Origin of the sequence: Nostoc favosum CHAB5714 (genome assembly GCF_020829495.1) — a bacterium.
Lineage (GTDB): Bacteria > Cyanobacteriota > Cyanobacteriia > Cyanobacteriales > Nostocaceae > Nostoc > Nostoc favosum.
On sequence record NZ_JAIVFQ010000009.1, the window covers coordinates 21,733 to 41,768 of the forward strand.

The window sequence follows — 20,036 nt, forward strand, 5'->3', positions numbered from 1 at the left end:
GAACAAAACCGCTATAAACTCCTAAATATGGATGCTGGATTTTTATTTGTATCCCCACGAGATTGTGAAGGATTTAAGTACAGTTCCAGTATTCAAGACCTAAGAAACTCCGTACTTAGCAAAGTGCGCGGGTAGTTAACGAACTCTTCTAGGTAATTTTTCATGGCACTGGATTTTTCCACCTTGCCCTTGGCGTTTCAATTTACTTCTCCAGGACCGATTCTGGTGAAATTAGGGCCACTCAGTATTCGCTGGTATGGCTTATTGATTGCTACAGCAGTGTTAATTGGCGTCATCCTTTCCCAGGAATTGGCAAAGCGCCGTAATGTTAATCCTGAGTTGCTAGGCGATTTATTCTTTTGGTTATTGATTGGGGCGATTCCTGGCGCACGGCTATATTACGTTTTTTTTGAGTGGTCAAAATATGCCCCAACTCCAGGAAAAATCTTTGCTATTTGGGAAGGAGGTATTGCCATTCATGGAGCAATTCTTGGTGGCGTTTTGGCTGCGTTAATCTTTGCCAAAATCAAGCAGGTTTCTTTTTGGCAACTGGCAGATTTAGTAGCGCCTTCGTTGATTTTAGGGCAAGCGATCGGACGTTGGGGCAATTTCTTTAATTCTGAAGCTTTTGGCGATCCCACAAATTTACCCTGGAAGCTGTATATTCCCCCAGATCATCGTCCTCTAGAGTATGCGAGTTTCGATTACTTCCATCCCACCTTTCTCTATGAATCGCTGTGGGATTTAACGGTGTTTGCGCTGCTCATAACGTTGTTTTTTCGGTCTTTGTCCGGTAAGCCACGTTTGAAGGTAGGCACGCTGTTTCTAATTTACTGGCCAGCCTACAGCTTAGGACGCTTGTGGATAGAAGGTTTTCGCACTGATAGCTTGATGCTGGGGCCGTTACGTATAGCACAAGTAGTCAGTAGTCTAGGAATTTTATTTGGATTAGTTGGATTAGCTTGGCTTTACTTACTCAAACGCCCTTTACCCGATGTAGTTCCTACTCCTAAAGGGGATGGGGAGATGAGGGGATGAGGGAGTAGGGGGAGCAGGGGAGGTAGGGGGAGCAGGGGAGGCAGGGGAAGCAGGGGAAGCAGGGGGAGAAAGAATAACTAATGCCGAATTCCCAATGCCCAAAAAATAAAAAATGCCCCAGAGTATTCTCTAGGGCTTAACCAGGGTGCATCTACCATTACTCTCTACTAGGGAAAGAGGGTGAATCCGGAAAGATACTGAGAAAATATCAAAAAAGTTTTTTGAGGGATTGCCGTGTCTTCTTCTAAAAGTGAGTATAGAGAAAATCTGAGTTATGAAAAAACACTATATGCTGTAGAACCATCTGTGTACATTGTCGGAGCAGGCCCTGGAGATCCTGATTTATTGACGGTGAAGGCGCAGAAACTACTGGCTGTTGCTGATGTGATTTTATTTGCTGATTCTTTAATACCTGAACAGATTTTAGAACTTTGCCGAAAAGATGCGGAGATAATTAGAACTGCGAATCAGACTTTAGAAGAGATTTTGCCGATTATGATAGATCGGGTGCGATCGCAACACAAATCTCTAGTCCGTCTCCATTCTGGCGATCCTAGTCTCTACAGCGCCATCCACGAGCAAATGCACCTTCTAAGAGAAGCAAATATTCCTTTTGAAGTCATACCAGGTATCAGCGCCTTTCAAGCCGCAGCTGCCAAACTCAAAGTAGAGCTGACTGTCCCCGGTTTAGTCCAAACCATCATTTTGACCCGGATCAGTGGACGTACAGAAGTCCCCGCCACTGAAGAATTAGCCTCTCTCGCGGCACATCAGGCTAGCCTCTGCCTGTATTTGAGTGCGCGTCACGTCGAAAATGCCCAAGCCAAACTACTCGAACATTATCCAGCCGAAACCCCCATTGCAATTTGCTTTCGCATCGGATGGCCCGATGAAAAAATTAAGGTTGTCCCCCTGAATGAAATGGCAGACTGCACTCATAAAGAAAAACTAATTCGCACTACACTTTATATAATCAGTCCAGCCCTCTCAGCAGCAACAGGGCGATCGCGTTTATATCATCCCGAACATAGTCATCTATTTCGCTCATCTCATAACTAAATGTTGGGCATGGGGCATAGGGCACTTGTACTGAGCGACTTGCCCTGAGCGCAGTCGTTCGCGTAGCGTCCCGTAGGGAAGGGAGCCGTAAAGCCTGCGGCATAGCTACGCTTAGGGCGCAGCCTCTCGTAGAGAAGTATTGGGCATTGGGAATGAGTATCTGAGGTGGATGAATGAGTATCTGAGGTGGATGAATGAGTATCTGAGGTGGATGAATGAGTATCTGAGGTGGATGAATGAGTGTTTGAGCGAATGCTTCAACTTCTAACTCTCCCTCATCTCCCTGACTCCCTGTACGGGTAAAGCGCATTGTGCTTTACCCCTACTCCCTCATCTCCTCTGCGTTTCGATAAACTTAACAATGTAAATGAAATCTAAAATTCTAATTTCGGTACTATGCCTTTAATTAAAGTGCAAACTTCTGCATCTGCTCCTCAAAAAGCTGAAATTGAATCAATGCTTTTAAACCTATCAGCCAAGTTAGCAAAACATTTGGGAAAACCAGAATCCTATGTAATGACTGCTTTTGAGCCAGAAATTCCTATGACCTTTGCAGGGAATACAGACCCAGTTTGCTACATTGAAATTAAGAGCGTTGGTACAATGAAGCCAGACCAAACCGCAGCAATGAGTCAGGACTTTTGCCAGCAGATTAACCAAACTCTAGGTGTGCCGAAAAATCGAATTTATATAGAGTTTGCAGACGCTAAGGGTGCGATGTGGGGCTGGAACGGCACAACCTTTGGGTAATTTACCGTCTTCTTTGGTCAAGACTAAGTTAATCTGGCAGGTGTAGGATAGAGATCCTAACATCAACTCTTGATTTTTTATGTCTGCTACGCCTTTTGTATCTCAAGTTGAGTTACACAACCCAGTAAAATCAGAATTAATTCCTCCCCTTCTCGGTGCTTCTGTTGCGGAGTTAAGTACTTGGGTGCAGCAGCAGGGACAACCTGCTTACAGAGGAAAGCAGCTGCATGAATGGATTTATGACAAGGGAGTGCGATCGCTAGCTGATATTTCTGTCTTCTCCAAGCAATGGCGGAAAGAAGTAGCAGAAATCCCCATTGGGCGCTCAACTTTACATTACCGCTCTATGGCTCCCGATGGCACAGTCAAATATCTTTTACGATTAGCAGACGATCAAATTATTGAAACTGTTGGCATTCCCACCTTTGCAGAAGGGGGAGATGGGCCAAAATCCCGTTTGACAGTTTGCGTTTCTACTCAAGTGGGTTGCCCAATGGCGTGTGATTTCTGCGCTACTGGTAAAGGAGGCTACAAGCGCAACCTAGCACGGCATGAAATTGTCGATCAGGTGTTAACTGTGCAAGAAGATTTTCAGCAACGGGTTAGCAATGTCGTGTTTATGGGACTGGGTGAACCGTTGTTGAATACTGAGAATGTCCTAGCAGCGCTGAAATCCCTGAATCAAGATGTCGGTATTGGGCAGCGATCGCTTACAGTTTCTACAGTTGGGATTCGCGATCGCATCCGTCAGTTCGCGCAAAATAATTTGCAAATCACCCTCGCTGTTAGTCTCCACGCACCCAACCAAGCACTGCGGGAAAAACTCATCCCCAGCGCCCGCGCCTATCCTCTAGAAGATTTGCTGACTGAATGTCGAGAATATGTGGAAATCACTGGACGCCGCGTTACCTTTGAATATGTTCTCCTTGCTGGTGTCAACGATTTACCAGAACATGCATTGGAACTGTCAAAATGCTTGCGAGGATTTCAAAGTCATGTGAATTTGATTCCTTATAATCCCATTCAAGAAGTAGACTACAAACGCCCCAACCGCGATCGCATTCAAGCATTTGTCAACGTCCTTAAGCAGCAAAATACTGCTGTTAGTGTGCGTTATTCCCGTGGTTTAGAAGCTGATGCTGCTTGCGGACAACTCAGAGCAAGTAAGAATTAAACCTCTTGCAGGCAATTTTAGAAATAAACATGTAACCGCAGATAAACCCAGATGTATCCTGAGAATTATCTCTGTTTATCTATGGTGTAAAACCGCCTGAAATCCCTTCTTTAACCTACTCGCCGGAGATACATGGATTACGGAAATCCGGCAACCTATCTAACAAATGTGAATGTATAATTTAATTAAGATGAATATCTAAAAAACGATATTTTTATGCAAAATCAAGATAATGCACTCGATATAACCTTGATTTAGAAAGCTATTCTCAATGCACTGTTACTTAGAGAACGATATGGGCTAAATAATACAAGTATGTTAGTGTAGTCCACTGGAGACATAGCGCAAGCCTTAATGGTGAATAAAGCATTAGCTTTCGTTAGCTATTTCAAGCTCCTGCATTTATGTATAGGGCAATTGTAAATAATGTTTACATTTTAATGGTTTAGCGATCGCTCAATCCAATCTATAACAATTGAGGAAATAACTGCATGTTGAATCGCTTATTAATGGTTAAAGCATGGCTACTATTGATTGTGCTTGCAAAAGCTTTATCGATTAATTCTCCTGCCTATGCACAAATAATTCAGACGAATCCTCAGCTACCTGAGTCTTCTCAAGAAAGAATGAGACGACAACAAGAGCAATTTAAAGAAACATTGCTTCGGCAACAGTTTCAGCAACCACAACTACAACAACAATTGAGACTACAACAGCAACAATTTACACAACAACGGCAAGAACTGATACGCCAGCAAGAACTGAGATTACAACAGCAAGAATTTACACGACAATGGCAAGACTTTACACGACAGCAACAACAAAGAGTAAAACAGCAACAACTCAGACAAGATCAACAAATTAAACAACAGCAAGAATTTAGGTTACAAGAACAGGTACGACAGCAACAACTTAGACAACAGAAGGACAACCTGTGAAATGTTCAAAATTCTTAATAAGTAACTTTATTATTAGAAATTAGAGAAAACATTCTCTAATTTTTAATTTTTAATTACTAGCGCTGTGCATAAATACCTGGGGCGTAAGCCTCAATCACTTTGCCAGTGCGAGTGCAACTAATCATCAAATAGTCACAACTAGAGCATTGTGTTCGAGTCAATTGACTATCAGAAATGTAATAGCGTTCTGCTTGGCAGCCACAATTTGGGCAGTAAATTTTTTGTACTGTCTGCATTTTAAAACCCCTGGTTGTAAATATTTTTTATTTGAGAAAACTGCCAGTGAAACTAGCAAAAATTTTGGTTTGACCTAACTTAACAAACGCTCTTAATATTGGCTGATTATTTTAAACAAAATTTCAGATTTGAAAAGTTTTCGATATCTTTATATATTATCCTAAAATTTAGGTTATTTTACCCTCCTACTTTAGATACATAAATTGTTTTTTAATTAAATGCTGCTTAGAGATTTACTGATCCCTATGAAGAATACCTTGAGAGAGCCTTATTTATAGTCATTTCAGACAAATACAAAAAAAGCCATTCTTGTATTCAAAAATTAAACACCGAAAAATACTGTATATTTAGTCACAAAATATCTATCTTAAGATTTAGTTAATATTTGCTGGCAAGATTTGTGAGATTAAATTGTGGTGAGCTAATTTCATTAAAACTAGTCCAGGACTTACGCAAAATACCTCTTACAGCAGTTTTCATATATTTGAACTACATCTGTCGTAAGGGCACAGCAATGCTGTGCCCCTACTGCATGGTCTATTTACCTGAAAATAGCTGTAAACTCTTATTCCTCCGTGTTCTCTGTGTCTGGAGTGGTAGCCTGCGGCAAGCCCTCTGGCTTGGTGCAGTCGCTCATGGGGGAAACCCCCTTGGCGCTAGCCTCTCCCAATGTGAGAAGACCGCGCTGCTTCACCGCTTTGCGTCTACGATTTTCCGTTACCCGTACGTAAGTTCTATAGTCAACTTCTAAAGCAACGGCTTTTTTTGTACGCAGCAGAACTTCAAGATTCGCTCACAATTCTCTTGGCGTGTGATTTCTGCGCTATCGATTCAGTAATCAAAACCTAATCCCCAACCCTTGTAAGGTTGGGGGAGAGGTTCTTCCAGGATTACTGAATTGGTGTTCTAGCAAAGGATGAAATTGTTGATCAGGTTTTGACTATGCAAGAAGATTTTTAGCAACGGGTTAGCAATGTAGTCTTTATAAGTATGCTGAACTATTGTTAAGTATTATTAATCAGCGATCGCTAAGTGTTTATACAGTTGGGATTTGTGATCGCTCCTCTAAGGTTGTAGGTTAAAAGATGCTTTATTGATGAGGATATCGTTTTGAAATCTAAGTGTGACACTCCAGTATGGATTGATATCTTCTCTTTGAGATTCGTAATCAGTCAAATAAACATCTTGATTGTTCCACTGGTAAATCTTTTCATGTATTTGTCCATCAGCAGAATCGATATTGTTTTCATAAATCAAAATACCATCCCAGCCAAGAATGGAACGAACTTCATCATAAGACATGCCTGTAGATATAGAGTTATATAAATTTTCTCTGATTTCAGATGACAAATTTATCTGTTTAATCTGTATAGTCTCATTAGTATTTTGATTAAAGACTTTGAACATAGAGTTCATAAAGAAGGTTGGCATCTGAGTAATAAAAAAAACTCTATGGGAATATATAAACGCAATCCATGCCAATAAAACAACAGCTAATAATATTGAATATTTCATAAAAAAAGGGTGGTTATTCCACCCTACAATTTTCTCCAAAAATATCAAGTAGGGTAATAACTAACGAATCCCTGCACTACTTTCGTGGGTACTGGTATATGAATTCATAATAGTATTGATCGTACCCCATACTCTAGCTGTTGTTTCTTCATGAAAACTACCATTTAGTTCAGCACCAGAATTCCTAACACTAAATCTTTTAAAAACTTCTCCGACTTTACCATTGTTGTATTCAGCTTCAACCCTACCATCAATGTAAATATTATTAGACGAAGAGTTGTAATTTTGGGTGCGAGTTGAATTGGTTACATTATCGATGTTGAAATTAGTCTCTGTTCTGCTTTGCTGAATTGTCCACTGGTTCAAAACAAAAGTCTCACCTGCTTTAGCAGGGTTAGCAAACAAAGTACCAAGAATAGCTAAACCGAGAACTTTCTTCATTACTTTGTCCTCATGATAAATTAGTTGCCTTTGTCAGAGAAACTAATCTTGCCAAAGTAACTAAAAGAAGTGCTAGGGTGCATTAAGCACCCTAGAATCTATTTCAAATTGCATCAAGCACTATTAATAATTAACGAACACCTGCGCTGGTTTCGTGAGCATCAGTATATGCGTTAGTCGTAGTATGGATAGTACCACCAAGCTTAGTCCAATTAATTTCACTATATTTACCATATAGTTCAGAACCTGCTGCATGAACGGTAAATTCATCAAAGGAAATTTCTGCACCACCATCACGTACTTTGCCGATATCAAGAGTACCATCGACGTAATCCTTTTCAGCCCAAGAACTATATTTTTCGTTACGTTGGGAAAAAGTCTTAGAATCAAGTGTTAAATCGGTCTTTGTTACACTGTCGCTCCATGAATCTTCATTACGCACAAATGTTTCACCAGCAAAAGCGGGGGTAGCTAAAAACGTAGCAATAATAGCAAAACCAAGAACTTTTTTCATGAGTTTATCCTCGTTGTGAATTAGTTGTCTTTTTCAGCCTTATTTTTAGGTAATTCTTGAGACTGGAACCTGGGAAGTTTGTTAGGTTCATTTGTATTAGTTCTGTTTATAGCAACCCCTTTACAGACAGCAGAAATAGTAGGAAAGCTGTCGGGGCTTAGTTGGATACCAGCACTGATTAATTCAGCACAGGCACGAGCATTGATAATCTCTACATCATATTGAGTCTTACGAGAAATAGTTTCAGCCATTTGCTTGCAAGTACCTTCTAGGCTTCCACCCAGAGGGAAAACTATAGCAGCATTCATAGCATAAGAGGCGTTGTTAGAGAAACTAATCCCGTCATAAGAACTCAAAGAAGTCCCTAATATTAAAGATGGCCGCGGACACACAACATTTATTCCAGCTACTCCTTGAATCTTATAAGTAGCCGATTCACCAAGGTTGTAAACTCCTGTTTGATTAATTGCAGCAGAGTTCCGTTGTTGATTATCAAGAGTCTGCTCTTGATTAGGCTGAGATTGAGAATTAACAGAGTTAGTGACAGATTGTGCTTGGGCTTCGAGATTTATGCTAACTACTCCGAGTAGATATAATAAGGAATGGTTAGTAAATAGTCGTAGAGTTTTTTTAAACATTTGAAGTTTTTTAGATATTGCAAAGGAAGGGCGTTAAGAGTCATAGATTAAGTAACTTGGCAGAATAAAATCAAACTCTGTTAAGAAAGATAAATTTAATAAAAATTGTCTTTCTTCTTACCTCCTACCTCTTGCTTCCTGCCTTATCCCAACGACAAATTTTTACGCTGGTCTACTTGGTTTACTAATTGGGTGCTTTACCTCATTAAAACAATAATGAGTATCATGGCTATCTGTAGTATCCGCCACTTGATTTACTCTTTAAAGTGTCGAGGTTTCTGAACTTTTGCTGTTCGTTATTCATCACGAACTAATATTCTCAACGATCGCAAAAAAACGCGAGGGGGGTTTTGTGGGATTAAGTGGGAAAATGGCAAATATTAATATTCATAGAGCGAATATAGGATTAGCTCTAAAAGAGAATAAAAAAAACCAAATTTTTAAAGCAATGATAATAAAAACTTAAAGATAAAATAAAGCTTAAATAAATTTTTTGAAAAGTTAGTCAATAGAAGCGCATTTTTTAAAGATCAAATAAACTTCATCATAAATTAGTTCATACCTTGTATCATTACAAATACTTAGATAAACAATATTTCAATCATTTCAAGTTCATAAATTTTATATGACTCCTATTTGGCTTTTGAAAAAACGTCCTACTCCTTTACCTCTCTTCTTTCGTGTTCCCTATCTTCACGAGTAAGTTGATAGATCAAATCAGATTGCTATATGAACTATTAACAATTCAAAATTACTGTGCGCCTTGCTTGTCGTAGCCTCTCACGCCACTTGCTACGAGTGGAAATGTCCGACTTGTTTGCACAGCGTCTCCGACAGGAGAAGGAACTGCCGTAAAAACCCCCGCAATGCAGTGGCTCCCTTTGGGAGAAGGGGTCTTAAACCCTTTAATTTCCGATAATTAAGCATTTACATAAAATTCATCAGATTAGTTTGACCTATGAACATCCAAGAGTTATTAACTATTGCGGATAAAGTGGTATCGAAATCATCTGGCAGACACTTGACTGATTTACAAAGTGATTTGTTAAAAGCATCTTCTGAAAATCAGACATACGAACAATTTGCCAACGATCGCGGCTACTGCCTCGATTATATAAAGAAGGATGTAGGGTCTACGTTATGGCAATTGCTATCTCAAGCATTAGGAGAGAAAGTTACAAAAAAGAACTTTCGGCAAGCGTTAGAGCGATATCAACAGGCTGAAAAATTTGTGACTTATGACGAAAAAGAAAAACAGCAATATTTTGGCATCTACCTGATGTTTTGGCTTTTTAAGGAAGCACAGAAGAATTCGACAACCTTTGAGAATCAATACTACAGCATAGATGCCGAGTAATACTGTGGAATTAAAACTCCACTCATTGAAAATTTCAACTACTTATGTCAGATGCTTTTCACCGATATCAAGAAGGATGAAAATAATCGTAAATTTCTTGAGCCAAACGCGGGCCGATTCCTGCAACCTCAGCAAGTTGTGTGGGTGCAGCTTGCCGAATATAATCAACTGAGCGAAAATGCCCTAGTAGCTGCTTTTGTCGATGATGTCCTAAGCCAGGAATTTCATCTAAACGCGATCGCTTCAATTTATCACTGCGTTGCTGACGATGGAAAGTCACTGCAAATCGGTGCGCTTCATCCCGCAACCGCCGCAACAACTGCACCCCTGATTGTTCTGAATCAGTTGTTAAGGGTTTAGATTCTCCCGGTAAAAAAATCTCTTCTCGCTGCTTCGCCAGACTCACAACTCGCAAGTCTTCTAATAAATTCATCTCTTGCAAAACGGCGACAACTGATGATAATTGACCTTTACCACCATCGATCATGATTAAATCAGGCCAATCTGGATTACCCAAACGTGCTAACTGTGGATCGTCGCCATACTTACGAAACCGGCGCCCAATAACTTCAGCAAGACTAGCAAAATCATCTGAATGTCCCGCCGTCACCGTGGGATTTTTAATTTTGTAGTGGCGATAATGCTGTTTGGCGGGTAATCCGTCGATAAACACAACTTGCGAAGCTACTGCATTTGACCCTTGAATATGGGAAATGTCATAACCTTCGATGCGGTGGGGTACATCTGGTAAATCGAGAATGGCTGCTAAATCTTGCATTGCTTGGTCGTTGCGATCGCCTAATTTTTGCATTCTTTGCAATTCATACTGGGCATTTCGCTCTACCATTTCAATTAATTCTGCCTTAGTTTGCCGCAAAGGAGTCAAGATTGTGACTTTTTTACCTTTACGTTGAGTTAAGACATCCGCCAATATCTCGCTATCTGGTAAATCATGCTGTACCAAAATTTCTAAGGGTATTTCCACTGAGTCAGCAGTTTGATAATGTTCCTCTAAAGCTCGTTGTAAAATAGCTCCCGGTTCTGCATGAGTATCCGCCACAAAGGCCAAGCGTCCTACCAATTGTCCAGCGCGAATCTGAAATAGTTGAATGCAGGCGTATTCTTCGTTGGCTGCCAGTGCGATCGCATCCCGCGAAACTGTATCATCTGGTAAGGAAACTTTTTGATTGGCTGTCAGCGACTTTAACCCAGAAATTTGGTCACGAATCCGCGCTGCTGACTCAAAATTCAAGTTTTCAGCTGCTGCGTTCATCTGTTGAGTCAAAATATCAATCAATTCCTGAGTTCGCCCTTGGAAGACCATCGCTATTTTTTGCACAATTTTGCGATATTCTTCTGGTGAAATCATCTGTTGGCACACACCCGGACAACGCCCTAAATCATAATTTAAGCAAGGACGGTCTTTGAAAAGTGGTTGAGGCCGTTGTCGCTGTGGAAAGATCCGCTTACACAGGCGGACAATTTCTCGTAAAAGACCAGCATCAGTATAAGGCCCGTAAAATTTATCCTTTTCTTTGCCGAATTGGCGTTTACGGGTAATAAAAATTCGCGGATAATCTTCTGACCAAGTGATGCAGAGATAAGGATATTTTTTATCATCTTTGAGCAGCACGTTAAAGTATGGCTGGTGCTGCTTGATCAAATTCGCTTCTAGGGCTAGGGCTTCAGCTTCGGTATCAGTGACGATGAATTCAATTTCTGTCACCAACTTGACCATCGTGGCGATGCGTTCACTCTTGTTGTAGCCATCCCGGAAATAGGAACGGACACGCGATCGCAACTTACGTGATTTACCTATATATATAATGCGATCGCTACTGTCCCGCATGAAATAAACCCCCGGTTCCGGTGGAATTTCGGCTAGACGATTTTCCAGTCGTTCTGGCTCTTTAACCAGTGGTAATATTTGATTAGATATTGTCACAACCAAAATTAGGTAATCTTCCTCTATTTTAAGAAAAATTATTTTTTCGTGCCGATTTAAGAAAGTATTTATCAAGTAAATGTAAAGTAGCTAGGCTTTTAGTCTGTACATAGAGAAGTATGTCTGACAATTCAGGTCATCTGGAAAACCTCACTTCTATTTCTCTCTCCTAAAAGGAGAGAGACTTTGAATTTTCCCCCTTCCCGCCACGGGTTGGGGGTTAGGGGGTTAGGTTTTTGGTGGACTTTTCCACATAACGTGAAAAGTCAGAGAAGTATGTAGGCGCTTCTGCGGCTTCTTGCAGGGTGGCTTAGTTTCCGACGATAGCGGGCGCACCATCTCAATTAACAAGACTTGGGGCAAAATCCCCTTGTTAAAGGTAGACAACACTACTGATAGTGGTTCATGTCGTTAAATTTGATTAGTTGGTTTGTCATCAAAACCCTGTAGACACGCATTAGCGCAGTGGTACGTTAGCGTAGCGGGGCAAAGCCCAATCCATTTCGTGTTTTTTTGAAGTTGTCAGAATAAAAACTTGGCTTTTTGAATCTATAATTAGCATTTTAAAATCAACAATTATTTCTTATTCCAAAATTCATTTTTATATAGAAATTATTTTGTTTTCTTCATCTACCTAAATTTATATTTTTATTATTAAAAACAATTAAATTTTTTAGTATTGCTTATATAAATATTAGACAAAATTTATTATTAAACAAGATTTTTAGGTTTTATTTGAACTGAGAATATTAGGCGATTTAACGGATTTAGGAAGTTAAATTTACGAATATCATTAGAAATATAGCCATTACAATAATTTTAGGAAAAAGTTGAACTATGAATCTGCAAGAGTTTGAAGGCCAATACCGGGAAGCGATGGCTGAAACGCTCAATGATCTGCAAACAGCAGTTTTGTTGTTAGCGCAAGTACAACATAAAATTTCAAAAATTGGCAGTTCTGTACAACATATTAGTGAGCAAGTTGAAGAGTTCATCGCTGACCAAAAAGCTGAATAAAGGCACGTCCAGTAGAAAAGTTTATTTGTGGCAGCAAGTCAACTCTTCTTCAATCGTAAGTATAAGATCCTTGAGTTTTATAGGTTTGACAAAATAGCGGCGTGCGCCCAAACTCAGAGCTAGTTCTTGATCGGCTTTAAAAGCAAAAGCTGAAACCACAATAATAGGTATTTTTGACAAATTAGGTTTTTGCTGGACTTGTTTTAAGAGCGAATAACCGTCAATATCCGGCAATTTCAAGTCTAATAACATTAAATCTGGCTGAAATTTTTCTATAGTCGAGAAAAAAGTAGAGCCTTCTGATAAGCTTTCGACATCGTACCCACAGTAAATTAGATAGTCACTCAGTAACAACCTATTGAGATAATGGTCTTCAACTAGCAAAATTCGTCTAATTTTCTGTGACCGCAAAGGCTGATCTATATTGAATAATTGTGCTGTCATTGCTACCTATAGGAATCGTATTTGATTTTTGAAATTATCTACGTGGGCGGGGAGTGGGGAGTAGGGAGTAGGGAATAAGGAATTAGGCTTTTCGAGGTGTACCGAGCTTTTTCATAAATCAAATATTAGTCCTATATTATCTGATTATATTAAGTAAAAGCCAACTATTATTACCGCAAACTAGAACGCTAGTGTATTTAAACTGTAAAACCAATAGAAATTTGACTTATGTAATCTAGCCAAAGATATGAATAAATTAAAATTAGCTACACTCTAATATTTTAAAAATTGTTGAATTAAATCAACAATTAAGCTTTTATTACAAGTTTTTTTTAATTATAGTTTAAATAAACAGCTACTTTTAAAAATTGAATAGCTGGTGTTTAGCTTGAAAAGAAATTCAATGAAGGAACTGGGCAATTCTTCCCACAGCAGTTTCTAACAAAAATGGCTCATGCACTAAGGCAAAGCGGACATATCCTTCTCCAGATTTGCCAAAGCCAGCACCTGGGGAAGCTGCTACACCAGTTTGTTTGACTAGCTGGGTACAAAATTCGATGGAGTTTTGACTCCAATGTGAGGGCAATTTTGCCCAGATGTACATTGTGGCCTGGGGAGTAGGAACATGCCAGCCAATGCGATGTAAAGCAGTGATGAAAGCATCACGGCGCTGCTGGAAGGTTGCAACAGCAGATTTTACCCCAACTTGAGGGCCAGTTAGGGCAGCGATCGCACCATTCAAAATCCCCCGATACTGATTAAAATCAACGGCGGCTTTTACCTGGCGTAAGGCGTTAATTAACTGGGCATTACCGATGGCGTAGCCAATGCGGAAGCCGCCCATATTATAGGACTTGGAAAGGGTGAAAAATTCAATAGAGACGCTTTTCTCTGGATCAGCTTGCAGAATTGAAGGGACTAGGGATTTTGGATTTTGGACTTCGGCTTCGCTCAGTCGAACGATTTTGGATTTTGGATTGGGAGAAGAATCTGCCGACTCCCCAGTTTCCTGAAATACCAAATCTACGTAGGGGAAATCATGAACCAGCACAAGATTGTGTTGCTGACAGAAGGAGACAGCTTCTTGGAAGAAAGATAAAGGAGCGATCGCAGCAGTGGGATTGTGAGGATAACTTAGTACCATCATCCGCGACTGAGCCAAGACTGGGGCAGGAATATCAGCAAACACTGGTAAAAAATCGTTTTCTGCCTGTAGTGGCATTGGGTAAATTTGACCACTGGCTAGGTAAACTCCCCCCGCATGGGAGGGATAACCTGGATCGAGCAATAGGGCAAAATCTCCTGGATTTAGTATTGCTAGGGGTAAATGGGCTGTGCCTTCTTGAGAACCAATTAGAGGTAGTACCTCAGTTTGGGGATCGACTTTGATACCAAATTTTTGTTCGTACCAGTTGGCTGCGGCTTCACGAAACCCAAGAGTTCCGTTAAACAACAGATAGCCGTGGGTACTGCGATCATAGAGAGACTGGGCGATCGCCTCGATCACATGTGCCTCGGCTGGTAAATCAGAAGACCCCAACGACAAATCAATTACCTCTCGTCCAGCTGCCAAAGCGATCGCCTTGGCTCTGTCCATATCAGCAAATACATTAGATTGCAGGGGTTGTAAACGCTTTGCAAATTCCATGTTAGTCATTTGTCCTTTGTCATTTGTCATTTGTCCTTTGTCATTTGTCCTTTGTCCAATGACCAATACTTCTCTTCTTAGGCTGCGCCCTAAGCGTAGCTATGCCGCAGGCTTTACGGCAACGCTCAGTACAACTGACCAATGACTAATGACCAATGACTAATTACTATTTAAGTGCGTATCTAAGAGTTCGAGTAATTTATCTTTGCCGATAACTCCCTCAGTGGATATCAAAACTTCCTGGCCTTGAAATAGTCTGAGGGCTGGTACACCTTCCACTTGGTACTGCTTAACAGTGAGTGGGTTAGGGTCAATTTCCATTTTAACGACTTTGAGGCGATCGCTATATTTCGTAGCAGCTGAGTTAATCAGGGGCGACATCAATTGACAAGGCCCACACCAGGAAGCCCAAAAGTAAACTAATACAGGCTGTTCAGCTTTTAACACTTCTGTTTCAAACTCAGCATCAGTTATGGTGATTACAGCCTTACTCATTGCAGTCTCCATCAGGTGGCGATCAAAGTTGGCACACACAATACTTTATCCCAAAGTAGTCAATAGTTTATAGTCAATAATTCATAGTTCTTTTGACTGTTAACTATTGACTAATGACGTAAAATCCCACAGCCAACAGGTGTGGGACTTGCTCAAATAAGTTTTCTACCAATTTTACAATTGATCCAATTGCTTGCGTAGAGAATCCAACTCGGCATCAACCACTTCATTAGACTTAGGAGCAGTGGTTTCTTGTTGCGGTGGCAGTTGCGCTTGATTTTGTGGAGTAGCCGGTGGTAACATTTGTGCTTTTAAAGCTGCCAATTCATCATCAACATCGCTACTACCTTCCAACTGGGCAAATTGGCTTTCTAAATCGGCACCCGCCAACTCTCCTGCTGCTTGGGCCCGGGATTCTTGCATCAAAACCTTTTCTTCCATCCGCTCGAAGGCAGACATTGCACTGCTGGTATTCATCCCACGCACCATGCCTTGGAGTTGCTCTTGGGCTTTGGCAGTGGTGATCCGAGCTTTGAGCATTTCTTTCTTGGTTTTAGCTTCAGAAATCTTGCTTTCCAGCTGGATTAAGTTGCGCTTGAGGGTGTCAACTTGAGTACTTTGGGTATCTAAACTAGCTTTGAGAGCGGCGCTGGTGTCAGTATAAGTTTTTTTGCGCTCTAGAGCTTGTCGTGCTAAGTTCTCATCACCTTTTTGCAGCGCCAGTTGGGCATTGCGTTGCCACTTATTGATTTCATTTTGGGCATCATTATACTGTTTCTCACTGCGTTTTTGGGAGGCGATCGCCTGGGCTACTCCCTGACGCAGCTGAACCAAGTCTTCCTGCATTTCCAGGATGGCTTGTTCTAGCATTTTTTCGGGGTCTTCGGCTTTGTTAACCAGGTCGTTGAGGTTAGAACTAACTACTCGCTTAATGCGATCAAATAATCCCATAACTTTGTTTTTCCTTGTTTGGTTTACGCTTTTTGTTGGACAGTTAGCTTTTTTATTTTTTAATAGCTACCTATTTCAATGTAATCTTTCCGGTTTGAATCAGTACGTTCTAACAACTCTTAATTGTTAAGATATCTCCAAAGAGGGGTAATTAGCCGAACTTCAATGAAGAGGAAGGGGGCAGGGGGCAGTTCTTGCTGGGAGCAGGGGAGATAGAAAAGAATTGGGATTCGCGCCCCCACCTGTTGCGTTAGCTTCCCGCTCTTTACGATAACCACGCTTGCTTGAGTGGGGGATTCAGACCCATGTTCTCTCCCTCATTCCACGACAGTTCTTGATGGGGTCATTTCCCCCTGCCCCCAGCAAGAACTGCCCCCTGCTCCCTCCTCCCTTGCCTGTTTTTCAAGAGTCCTGAGTTTTAGGTAACTGCTGTTGGAGAGGCTGTGTCTTCTGGCTCTCCTGGGTGAGGAGATTGTTGTGCTGTGTGTTTTCTGCCCCGTTTAAAACCTGCACCTTCATCGCTGCCAATTCGGTATCTACATTATTACTAGATTCCAAGGAAGTAAATTGTGTTTCCAAGTCGTCGCTACTGAGTTGAGCTATTGCTTCTGATTTAGCTTCTATTTGCGAAACTTTTTCTTCCATGCGCTCAAAAGCACTCAGACTACTGGTGGCAGAAACTCCGCCAAGCATTTCCTGGAGGCGATAAGACGCTTCGGCAGAACGGGCGCGAGCAATATACATATCTTTTTTTGTTTTCGCCTCGGAAATTTTTAACTCTAGCGATCGCATATCCTTTTTTAGCCTAGCGACTATCTCGTTTTGCTGCTCTATCTGGGAAAAGAGGGCTGTAGCGGTTTCTTTATAGGCTTGGCGCTTAGTCAAAGCTTCCCGTGCTAGAGGTTCGCTACCTTGTTGCAGGGCCAATTGGGCGCGGCGATACCATTCTTCTGTTTGAGACTGGGCAGCGCCTGCCTGCCGTTCGGTACGTTTCTGGGTAGCGATCGCTTGTGCTACACCCTGCCGCAACCGCACCAGATTTTCCTGCATCTCTAGGACAGTTTGCTCCAGAATCTTTTCTGGATCTTCTGCGCCACCGATTAAACTATTGAGATTAGCTCGAATCACCCGCAGGATACGCTTGATTAATGCCATGTCGGCTCTCCATTCACGAAACCCAGTAATGAGTGCTGAGTGCCTAGTTAAAGTCCTGAGTATAATATTTTGTCATAGGGTAGTTATGGAGTGCTGAGTGCCTAGTTAAAGTTTTGAGTATATATAATTTTTGTTGTTGGGTTGTAAACAAACAATATTTTGTCTCTACCACTCAGCACTCAGCACTCAACACTCATTGACTTAGCGCTCATGACTCAGGACTGTTCTCTGCTATATAAAACCTATACAAGTATAGACTTTATTTCTTGCTTCATAGGGAGCATGGGAGCGGTTAGCCCTCAGCAAGCTTCTCACAAGAAGAACGCCGAACGGCATGGAAGCCCCTTTGACTTCAGTCAGGGGAGGAAATGCCAACGGCGAATTTATTCGCATTCAGTATCAACCATGATGCGGATCTTCGATATATCTTTTAATAACATCTGCTGAAACCTGCCCAGCCGTAGAATAAAAATAACTATTAGTCCATAGACTAGGCAATTTCAATAATTGTGGAAATTCTTTACGCAACATATAAGATGAGCGTCCCTTAAAGGCTTTTACTATCTGGTTAATAGCAACATCCGGCTGATGCTCTACAAATAAATGTACATGATCCAAAGCGACTTCTAAAGCTAAGATATCCCAGTCTTTCTCCAGGTAGTTTAATTGACTTACCACCTACGGGAATTGGTACACCTCCAGCATCTATACTGAAGCTATCGTGTTGACCTTTTTTCTTGAATTTAGGGTAGCTGCCTTTACCAGAGAAAAACCTAGAAAAAGCATCTCCTAAATGATCGAAAGCATACTGAGTAATACGTTGAGATATTCCCTTTTCTTTAATCTAAGTTAGTTCTGGCTTAACGTGGTTGTTGAAGAATTTTTTAAGAATAAATTTATTAGGCTTTAATCCGCTTTTGTATAAATCTTGCCAAGTAGCTAAACCCCAGTTATATGTAAACCTTGCTATACCAGCATGTTTACTCATTATTATTTGTTGGTTTTTACTTAGCTTGAGTTTAGTTTTAATGGATAAAAGCATTGCTCGACCTCAACACTGTATTTCTTTTTTGTCTGATTCTGTCAGGGTTTGTATAGGATTGTCAATAACATTTTTCAGATTATCCTTAATTTCTTTTGAGTAATTCCTCAAACCATATAAACGACAAGAGAAGCAATGAATAATAGCCATTAAATCCTCTACCAATTCTTGTTGAGGGGATAAAGACTCGCTTAAATGTAAAGGTTTGTCTATTTAATTGTCAACTAAGGACTCACTCATGGTATCGTAGATTTTTGCAACTTATGGCTGCTGAACCCGTGCCTTGATTCCCTTTGCCTGTAACAATTTCAGATGTTGTTGTACTTGCTCTTTAGTCTTAAAAGCACCCAAATAAACCAATTCTTTGTTGGGTGATAAATAAGCATCGGGAATTACTTGCCGTGCTGAGGCAAAAGCCGAATCTTTATTATCTATCACTACATGATAGAACCCATCTGTTGCTGGTTTGATTTCTGCATCCGGCTTTGGTGAGGTTTTTGCCGTTGAAGTGGGAGGCAAATTCAGGGGAGGCAAGGGCTGTACTGTCGGTACTGGTGCTAAAGCGATCGGATTTGTCGGTTTTAGGGCTGTGTTAGCTTCAGGCAATGCCGCTTGAGGATTTGCGGGGTTTTGGGGAACGACTGGATTAGGCACTACTGCGAGGGTTGGTTGGACTTTGGGTTTTAAGCCAACTACATCATTAGGGTCTCTCACCTCAGGAAACTCTTGGGCAGCTAGATTCGGATACTTGGGTATAGATGTGCTTGGTGGCTGGATCTGAGGTTGGACACTACTTCCGACTTCCTGAGTATTTTCTGGTGCAGGAGACGAGTTCCCGTTAAACAACTTGCCTAAATTCCACTGTGGCAAGCTTTTGGGATTGAACACTACATAACCTAAGGTAAGACTCGCTACCAATAGCAGCAACATCGAGCCAATACCCAAAGGTGATAGCAGACTATCGCTAGAATTGCTTGGTTTCTTGGTTTCTGGTTGTTCTTCTGTCAGACTTCGCAGCAGTGCTTCACTAGATTCCAAATAGTCATCTGGGTGCTTAGGGGTGTCATTTGGCTGCAAGAGGTTTTCGCTCTTAGTATCTTTAACGATTGCTGACACGATGCTGCTACTAAAGTTGGGGGGCGGCGGCGGAAGTTGAGTTTGTGTTTTAGCAGAATCAGAGATGGAGGGCACATTGAGATTATTTAGTTCCTCAGTTTTTGGCATAGCTGACGCTGGGTTCTTTTGAGGATTCACAGCTAGAGAAGATGTCGGTGGTACGTCAATTTTTGCCGTAGCTGGCGCTGAAGTTCCCTGAGGATTCACGGGTACAGATGCAGGCGGCACGTTAGTTTTAATTTCCATTACTGATGACTGAGTTGTGCCCGATGTTTTAGGGATGGCAGTTAACGGCTGGGGTTGACTGCTCATGTAACTTGCAACACGGGGCTGCTTTGATGCCACCAAACCAGTTCGCGTGCGTCGGTATCGAGCTAACTCCTGATCTAGCGGCACCTCTAAACTTGCTAGCGCTGCTGCTAGTGCTGGTTTCAACCCAGGTGTTTTAGACGATTGACTACCGGAATCATTCAGGGGGTTTTGAGTCATGGCCTCTGTGCCTCAAACGTAGATTGCTGGAATTAACTTTAGATATATTTGT

The 20,036-nt window shown here is 41.2% G+C and carries 21 protein-coding genes and 2 pseudogenes; 7 read left to right on the plus strand and 16 right to left on the minus strand.

Annotated features, from left to right (window positions below; all coding sequences use genetic code 11):
• Positions 1 to 162 precede the first annotated feature (162 nt).
• Both lgt and cobM read left to right on the plus strand, forming a co-directional pair.
• On the plus strand, positions 163 to 1,038 hold the full coding sequence (gene lgt, locus LC586_RS08950) for a prolipoprotein diacylglyceryl transferase (protein ID WP_229484220.1): 876 nt from the start codon (positions 163 to 165) through the stop codon (positions 1,036 to 1,038).
• A 234-nt stretch (positions 1,039 to 1,272) separates the two neighbouring features.
• A complete protein-coding gene (gene cobM, locus LC586_RS08955) occupies positions 1,273 to 2,097 on the plus strand; it encodes a precorrin-4 C(11)-methyltransferase (protein WP_438822882.1) in 825 nt (274 codons plus the stop codon).
• On the opposite strand, the gene LC586_RS08960 is transcribed toward cobM, so the two are convergent.
• Complete coding sequence (locus tag LC586_RS08960; RefSeq protein WP_229484221.1) at positions 2,012 to 2,407, minus strand: hypothetical protein; 396 nt, start codon at positions 2,405 to 2,407, stop codon at positions 2,012 to 2,014. The genes cobM and LC586_RS08960 overlap by 86 nt on opposite strands.
• Positions 2,408 to 2,493: 86 nt before the next feature.
• On the opposite strand from LC586_RS08960, the gene LC586_RS08965 reads away from it, so the two are divergent.
• From LC586_RS08965 to LC586_RS08975, 3 genes are all read left to right on the plus strand, one after another.
• Positions 2,494 to 2,847, plus strand: coding sequence for a phenylpyruvate tautomerase MIF-related protein (locus LC586_RS08965; protein WP_229484222.1), 354 nt, complete (start codon positions 2,494 to 2,496; stop codon positions 2,845 to 2,847).
• A 79-nt stretch (positions 2,848 to 2,926) separates the two neighbouring features.
• Complete coding sequence (gene rlmN, locus LC586_RS08970; protein ID WP_229484223.1) at positions 2,927 to 4,021, plus strand: dual-specificity RNA methyltransferase RlmN; 1,095 nt, start codon at positions 2,927 to 2,929, stop codon at positions 4,019 to 4,021.
• Positions 4,022 to 4,512: 491 nt separating this feature from the next.
• Positions 4,513 to 4,959 (plus strand): hypothetical protein, encoded by a 447-nt coding sequence (locus tag LC586_RS08975; protein ID WP_229484224.1) that lies wholly within the window; start codon positions 4,513 to 4,515, stop codon positions 4,957 to 4,959.
• Between the two features lie 77 nt (positions 4,960 to 5,036).
• Here LC586_RS08975 and LC586_RS08980 read toward each other — a convergent pair whose 3' ends face one another.
• From LC586_RS08980 to LC586_RS09000, 5 genes are all read right to left on the minus strand, one after another.
• Positions 5,037 to 5,216 (minus strand): hypothetical protein, encoded by a 180-nt coding sequence (locus LC586_RS08980; protein WP_012410305.1) that lies wholly within the window; start codon positions 5,214 to 5,216, stop codon positions 5,037 to 5,039.
• Positions 5,217 to 6,282: 1,066 nt separating this feature from the next.
• On the minus strand, positions 6,283 to 6,732 hold the full coding sequence (locus LC586_RS08985) for a hypothetical protein (RefSeq protein WP_229484225.1): 450 nt from the start codon (positions 6,730 to 6,732) through the stop codon (positions 6,283 to 6,285).
• 60 nt (positions 6,733 to 6,792) lie between these two features.
• Positions 6,793 to 7,173 carry a hypothetical protein gene (locus tag LC586_RS08990; RefSeq protein ID WP_229484226.1) on the minus strand — a complete coding sequence of 127 codons (381 nt, stop codon included), beginning with the start codon at positions 7,171 to 7,173 and terminating at the stop codon, positions 6,793 to 6,795.
• Positions 7,174 to 7,303: 130 nt separating this feature from the next.
• Positions 7,304 to 7,687, minus strand: a complete 384-nt coding sequence (locus LC586_RS08995) for a hypothetical protein (protein ID WP_229484227.1) — start codon at positions 7,685 to 7,687, stop codon at positions 7,304 to 7,306.
• Positions 7,688 to 7,707: 20 nt separating this feature from the next.
• Positions 7,708 to 8,325, minus strand: coding sequence for a hypothetical protein (locus LC586_RS09000; protein ID WP_229484228.1), 618 nt, complete (start codon positions 8,323 to 8,325; stop codon positions 7,708 to 7,710).
• 958 nt (positions 8,326 to 9,283) lie between these two features.
• Between LC586_RS09000 and LC586_RS09005 the strand changes: the two genes are divergently transcribed.
• Complete coding sequence (locus LC586_RS09005) at positions 9,284 to 9,682, plus strand: helix-turn-helix domain-containing protein (RefSeq protein WP_229484229.1); 399 nt, start codon at positions 9,284 to 9,286, stop codon at positions 9,680 to 9,682.
• 67 nt (positions 9,683 to 9,749) lie between these two features.
• On the opposite strand, the gene uvrC is transcribed toward LC586_RS09005, so the two are convergent.
• Complete coding sequence (uvrC, locus tag LC586_RS09010) at positions 9,750 to 11,627, minus strand: excinuclease ABC subunit UvrC (protein ID WP_229484230.1); 1,878 nt, start codon at positions 11,625 to 11,627, stop codon at positions 9,750 to 9,752.
• 837 nt (positions 11,628 to 12,464) lie between these two features.
• On the opposite strand from uvrC, the gene LC586_RS09015 reads away from it, so the two are divergent.
• A complete protein-coding gene (locus tag LC586_RS09015) occupies positions 12,465 to 12,644 on the plus strand; it encodes a hypothetical protein (RefSeq protein WP_229484231.1) in 180 nt (59 codons plus the stop codon).
• Positions 12,645 to 12,665: 21 nt separating this feature from the next.
• Here the strand turns inward: LC586_RS09015 and LC586_RS09020 are convergent, their stop codons facing one another.
• The 9 genes and pseudogenes from LC586_RS09020 to LC586_RS09060 form a co-directional block, all read right to left on the minus strand.
• Positions 12,666 to 13,088, minus strand: a complete 423-nt coding sequence (locus LC586_RS09020) for a response regulator (RefSeq protein ID WP_229484232.1) — start codon at positions 13,086 to 13,088, stop codon at positions 12,666 to 12,668.
• 400 nt (positions 13,089 to 13,488) lie between these two features.
• The gene (locus tag LC586_RS09025; protein WP_229484323.1) at positions 13,489 to 14,745 is read right to left on the minus strand and encodes an LL-diaminopimelate aminotransferase; all 1,257 of its coding nucleotides are present in this window, start codon (positions 14,743 to 14,745) and stop codon (positions 13,489 to 13,491) included.
• Positions 14,746 to 14,895: 150 nt separating this feature from the next.
• Complete coding sequence (locus LC586_RS09030) at positions 14,896 to 15,231, minus strand: thioredoxin family protein (RefSeq protein ID WP_118168824.1); 336 nt, start codon at positions 15,229 to 15,231, stop codon at positions 14,896 to 14,898.
• Positions 15,232 to 15,405: 174 nt separating this feature from the next.
• The gene (locus LC586_RS09035) at positions 15,406 to 16,182 is read right to left on the minus strand and encodes a PspA/IM30 family protein (protein WP_229484233.1); all 777 of its coding nucleotides are present in this window, start codon (positions 16,180 to 16,182) and stop codon (positions 15,406 to 15,408) included.
• Positions 16,183 to 16,584: 402 nt separating this feature from the next.
• A complete protein-coding gene (locus LC586_RS09040) occupies positions 16,585 to 17,337 on the minus strand; it encodes a PspA/IM30 family protein (protein WP_229484234.1) in 753 nt (250 codons plus the stop codon).
• Between the two features lie 399 nt (positions 17,338 to 17,736).
• A pseudogene (gene tnpA, locus LC586_RS09045) lies at positions 17,737 to 17,991 on the minus strand (IS200/IS605 family transposase); the annotation flags it as partial.
• Positions 17,992 to 18,181: 190 nt separating this feature from the next.
• Positions 18,182 to 18,379, minus strand: coding sequence for a helix-turn-helix domain-containing protein (locus LC586_RS09050; RefSeq protein WP_229484235.1), 198 nt, complete (start codon positions 18,377 to 18,379; stop codon positions 18,182 to 18,184).
• Positions 18,380 to 18,388: 9 nt separating this feature from the next.
• Positions 18,389 to 18,568, minus strand: a pseudogene (locus LC586_RS09055) (IS607 family transposase); the annotation flags it as partial.
• Between the two features lie 72 nt (positions 18,569 to 18,640).
• Entirely contained in the window at positions 18,641 to 19,984 is a 1,344-nt protein-coding gene (locus LC586_RS09060) for a hypothetical protein (RefSeq protein ID WP_229484236.1), read from the minus strand.
• Between the last annotated feature and the right edge of the window lie 52 nt (positions 19,985 to 20,036).